Below are 2,899 nucleotides of genomic sequence, written 5' to 3' on the forward strand. Positions count from 1 at the left end.
ACGGGCTTCCAGCATGCCGCTGACCTGCTTGAGATGATTGTCCAGATAGTCTGCGTCGTTGGATTGGTTGGTGGCCGTTTCCATCGGGCAGCCGTCAGACAGAACGATCAGGATACGGCGTTCTTCCGGGCGCTTCGTCATACGTTCAGCGGCCCACAGCAACGCTTCACCGTCGATCCCCTCTTTGAAGATGTCGGGCTTTAGCATGGCGCTAATGCTTTGGCGTGCCTGACGCATTGACGTATCGGCATCTTTGTAGACGATATGTTCCAGTTCGGTCAGACGACCCGGGTTCGGTTTCCTGCCTTGGGATACCCAGCGTTTATACAGCTTTCCGCCTTGCCAGCTGCGGGTAGTGAAACCCAGGATTTCAGTACTGGCACCGGCTTGCTCTAGCGCACGACACATAATCTCAATCAGCATCGCTACCTGACCGATATGCTCCTTCATCGAACCGGAGTTATCCATCAGAAAGGTGACGCAGCAGTTGTTATGTGGCTGATAACGCTCCTTGCGGAACAGCTGTCGGAAGTCAGGGGAGGTGACCAGTTTGCTGAGACGGCGGGCGTCCAGATAACCTTCTTCCTCGCCGAAGTTCCAGCCATCAAGTTCCGGTGCTGACAGGATCATTGCCAGATCCCGTGCCAGACGGGGTCCGTTGACACCTTGTCCGCGAATTTTTTTGTCCAGTTGCGCCCGTAGCTTCTCGCGCAGAAACGAGACAACAAGTTTATCAGCTTCGATCACCCGGTCATTTTCCCGGGAGTAGACCTGATAACTTTCAAGTTGATCCATCATCTCGCGGTAGCGCGCGCGGCTGGATTGAGAAGATGGCCCCGGCAGCTCACCGTTCAGATCTGATTCCGGGTAGAGAATCAGGCCAAAGCCATTAACCGCTTCGTCTGCTTTTGAGGTGCGATCATCGTCATCTTCGTCGTCCAGATTACTGACCAGTTCGTCGATGACCTGTATTAGCTCCAGCGCGCTCGCGCCAAACGTTGCCTGATCGGTTACGTTTCGCTTCATGCCTACCAGCGCACCACCAATATGCGGTGCCAGCATCATCCGATGGGGTTCAATCAGTCCCTCGGTCGCTTCGTTGACGGGCTGACCAGACAGACGGGACCACACCACTTGAGCAACGGTATACACCAGCAGGCCCACATGGTTTTCGGTCATGTTGGATGCGCAAAAGGCCGCGCACCAAGCTTTGTATCGGTGATCGAGGTTCTTTTTCGCGCCGGGATGACGGGGATCGACCAGCGTTTCAACTCGCAACTGTTCCAGCAATTCAAAGAGCAGTTGTCCGACGGCCGTTTCCGGCATCATCTTCTGATGCAGCTCTGGATCGCTGTGTTGCAAGCGTAGGGCGATGCCGTCTGCTGCCCCTCGGAACGACATGAAATCGTCGCTCTCAAGGTCGGGTTTCAGATGGGGCGCCCGAATACCGGATGGGCGTCCGTTTACTTCAGGACGGCGGCCCCGGTAAGCGAACAGGCGTTCACCGGAAAGCGCGCGTACGGATGCACCGCAGAGTTCCTCTACCTGCTGTTGCAGCCGTTCCTGGCGGGGCTGGTTATCAGTGTTCGCCATCGGCCATGACTCCAGCTGCCTGATGGGCCCAGGATTCTGTCAGTTCCTGGTCAAAGCAGCGCTGGAAGAACTCGGCGATCATTGGACGCTCGACTTCATCGCACTTGTTGAGGAATGAGAGTCGAAAAGCAATCGCTGGGTCACGGAAAATTTCAATGTTCTCCGCCCAGGAGATCACGGTACGTGGTGACATCAGTGTAGAGATATCGCCAGCCGCAAAGCTATTACGCGTCATATCTGCCACTGCGATCATGGAGCGGGCCAATTCGGAGCCGGAGTCATTCGCCATGCTTGGCACACGTGCCTGTACGATTTTGACTTCATCATCGGTGGGCAGATAGTTTAGCGTTGTGACGATGTTCCAGCGATCCATCTGCGCCTGGTTGATCATTTGAGTGCCGTGGTACAGACCGGTGCTGTTACCCAGGCCGATGGTGTTGGAGGTGGCAAACAGACGAAACTGGCTGTGCGGGTGGATCACCTCATTCTGATCGAGCAGGGTGAACTTACCATCACGTTCCAGAATACGCTGGATCACGAACATTACGTCGGGACGACCGGCATCGAACTCATCGAAGATCAGCGCGGTTGGGCGGCGTAGTGCCCAAGGCACGATGCCTTCCTGAAACTCGGTGACCTGTTTGCCATCTTTCAGCACAATCGTGTCTTTGCCCACCAGATCAAGACGGCTGATGTGGCCGTCCAGATTGATACGGACACACGGCCAGTTCAGGCGTGCAGCAACCTGTTCGATGTGGGTGGATTTGCCTGTACCGTGCAGGCCCTGAACCATCACGCGGCGGTCGCGGCTAAAGCCTGCCAGAATCGCCAGAGTGACTTCCGGGTTAAATTGGTACGCAGTATCAACTTCAGGTACATGATCATCGCGCTGGCTGAATGCCGGTACTTTCAGATCGGTATCGATTCCGAAAACATCGCGCACTGAGATCATGATATCTGGCTGATCCACCTTAATATCGGACATAGTTCTGTCATCCCGTTATATCTTATTGTTGGTTCCAGTCTATTGGATCGGGCAGGTATGCCAGTGAGCCAATTTTAGCCTTTCGTTACAGCCAGTTGGCCCTATCCAGCGGGTACGGTGTGTTGGGAATCGCTGTGCTTGCTGTAATCCCAATCGCATGTAGATCGACACGCAAGTTGAGTTGAGCAACGCGATACCCAGCATGGAGAATGTCCGGCAGCCACTGGGGTGTTGGGAATCGCTGCGCTCGTCCCATATATGGTCTCCTCCCAGTTTGCAAAGGCTCTATGCTTCGATGACGTGGCAGGTTGCTGCCATATA

General features: G+C 54.9%; 3 protein-coding genes. All 3 read right to left on the minus strand.

What is annotated here, in order from left to right:
• The coding region (locus ABYW01_RS18160; protein ID WP_372835550.1) for a cobalamin biosynthesis protein CobT at positions 1-1,593 on the minus strand (1,593 nt) is incomplete at its 3' end.
• Positions 1,580-2,578 (minus strand): AAA family ATPase, encoded by a 999-nt coding sequence (locus tag ABYW01_RS18165; RefSeq protein WP_372835553.1) that lies wholly within the window; start codon positions 2,576-2,578, stop codon positions 1,580-1,582. The genes ABYW01_RS18160 and ABYW01_RS18165, both read right to left, overlap by 14 nt.
• Before the next feature lie 85 nt (positions 2,579-2,663).
• Positions 2,664-2,834 carry a hypothetical protein gene (locus ABYW01_RS18170; RefSeq protein ID WP_372835555.1) on the minus strand — a complete coding sequence of 57 codons (171 nt, stop codon included), beginning with the start codon at positions 2,832-2,834 and terminating at the stop codon, positions 2,664-2,666.
• Positions 2,835-2,899: the final 65 nt, after the last annotated feature.

The organism is Pontibacterium sp. (genome assembly GCF_041587635.1).
Lineage (GTDB): Bacteria > Pseudomonadota > Gammaproteobacteria > Pseudomonadales > Balneatricaceae > Pontibacterium.